Raw genomic sequence first — 2,134 nt, forward strand, 5'->3', positions numbered from 1 at the left:
GAACATGGGGACGGTTCTCATGTTTCACTGCCCGCAAAGTTTGCCTAAGGAAATGGAGAATTAATGGGAGAGTTTTACTAGCAACTTTCCCTCATGTTACTATTATAGAAGTTTTAATGAAACGTTGGAGGTCTAATTACATGTCATTACAGCCATTATTTTTTGAACCAGTTTTTAAAGAACGTATTTGGGGCGGGGAGCAGCTGAAATCCTTTGGCTATGAGCTTCCTTCCGCTCAAACAGGTGAGTGCTGGGCTTTTGCTGCACACAGCAATGGTCAGAGTATTGTGAAGAACGGTGAGTTTAAGGGATTATCATTAGGTGAGCTATGGGAAAACCAGCGCCAGCTGTTCGGCAATATCGAGGGAGACCGTTTTCCGCTATTGACTAAGATTCTTGATGCAGCCCAAGACTTGTCAGTCCAAGTACACCCTGATGATGAATATGGTCTCAAGCATGAAGGCGACCTGGGGAAGACAGAATGCTGGTATATCATCGATTGTGAAGAGGGAGCAGAGATCATTTACGGCCATACTGCTCAAACAAGAGAAGAGTTGGCAGCGATGATCCATGAAGGAAAATGGGACGAGTTGCTGACGAAAGTACCTGTTAAGCCAGGCGACTTCTTCTTTGTCCCAAGCGGTACAGTCCACGCAATCGGTGCGGGGATCGTCATCCTTGAAACTCAACAGAACTCTGATACAACATACAGGGTTTATGATTATGACCGCAGAGATAATGAAGGGAACTTGCGCGAGCTTCACATTGAGCAGTCGATTGCTGTTACGACGGTTCCTGCCGTTCAGCCGGAGATCGAGCCGGTTGTTGGAACAACACGAGATATGAAAGTCACTACATTTGTAGAAAGCGACTATTTCACGGTTCATAAGTGGGAACTGGAAGGCAGTGCAAAGCTAGGGCAGAATCATTCTTTTGAGCTTGTTAGTGTTATTTCAGGGTCTGGATCACTGATTAAAGGTGAGGCAACGTACACCTTCGAAAAGGGTGATCATTTCCTTCTTCCTTCTGGATTTGGGGAATTTGACCTTAGTGGGAATGCTGAATTGATTGTTTCGCATTTATAATCCCAGCTGAAAAAAATTAATCAAACGTTTGATTAATAAATGGGGTCTCTGATAGTCATTTTTATCGGTCAGTCCTTCGAAAGACTAAAGCGAAATAGGCCGAGGCAATAATCAGCCAAAAAACCAAAAGCAGCAGCCATTTCCTAACAAGGATACTGGCTGCTGCTTTTTTATTTTAGAGTGAACACGAGAACCGTCCCCATTTTTCTGTTCCAAAATGGAACACGAGAACCGTCCCCATGTTCACGCCCATGTTCACGCTCCATGGTTCAGTTATTCTTCAAATAGACTTCAAATAATAGATCAATGAGCATGACGAGTGTTGATCTGGCGGTGAGGTCGTAACCGGCAAATGTTATTCTTTGGACGCTGGCGCTTAGGGAGTATTCGGTCAGGTTTGCGAGTGTGCTGTCTGGTGCATTGGTGATGGCAAGGGTCTGTCTTGTTTTGTATTTTACTTTTTCTGCAATCTTCGTAAGGGTCTTTGTTTCGCCGCTTGATGAGATGAAGATGACCATGTCCTTTGGTTCAAGCATGTTGGTCAGTATGTCAATGATGTGCGATTCGTAAACGTAAATCGTCGTCTTGTTGACCTGCATGAACAGCTTGCTGAAATACTCACCCATCATTTTTGAGAGTCCTACGGCCACGATGATCACCCGGCTGGAATGAGTAATCTCATTTGCTATTTTTTCAATTTCCTCGAGCTGAATGGAAGCTAAGGTGTTACTGATATCCGTTCTATATCGGTCCAGCGGATTTTTTTCACCTGGCAATTGTTCATTTTCAATTCCCTTCAAAAAGAACTTCAACTCCGTAAATCCTTCAAGTCCAAGCTTATGGCACATCCTGACAATGGTCGTTGTGCTTACATTATTTGCCTCCGCCATCGCAGTCAGCGACAGCTGCTTCGCCTTTTCCAAATTCGATTCAATATAGTAAAGTACATGCTTTTCCGCATGGGTTAGCGATGGTATCGCATGGGCAAAATGTTCAATGATATATCCCATTGTCTGCTCCTTGTATAGCGTTATTTCACTGATTATACC

The 2,134-nt window shown here is 43.9% G+C and carries 2 protein-coding genes; one reads left to right on the plus strand and one right to left on the minus strand.

Translation table 11 applies throughout. From position 1 onward, the window contains the following. Positions 1-140: 140 nt before the first annotated feature. The gene (manA, locus tag WB217_RS00135) at positions 141-1,085 is read left to right on the plus strand and encodes a mannose-6-phosphate isomerase, class I (RefSeq protein ID WP_423989490.1); all 945 of its coding nucleotides are present in this window, start codon (positions 141-143) and stop codon (positions 1,083-1,085) included. 269 nt (positions 1,086-1,354) lie between these two features. Here manA and WB217_RS00140 read toward each other — a convergent pair. After that, the coding region (locus WB217_RS00140; protein ID WP_423989492.1) for a MurR/RpiR family transcriptional regulator at positions 1,355-2,134 on the minus strand (780 nt) is incomplete at its 5' end.

Origin of the sequence: Mesobacillus sp., assembly GCF_049588175.1 — a bacterium.
In the GTDB taxonomy this organism is placed as follows: Bacteria; Bacillota; Bacilli; order Bacillales; family Cytobacillaceae; genus Mesobacillus.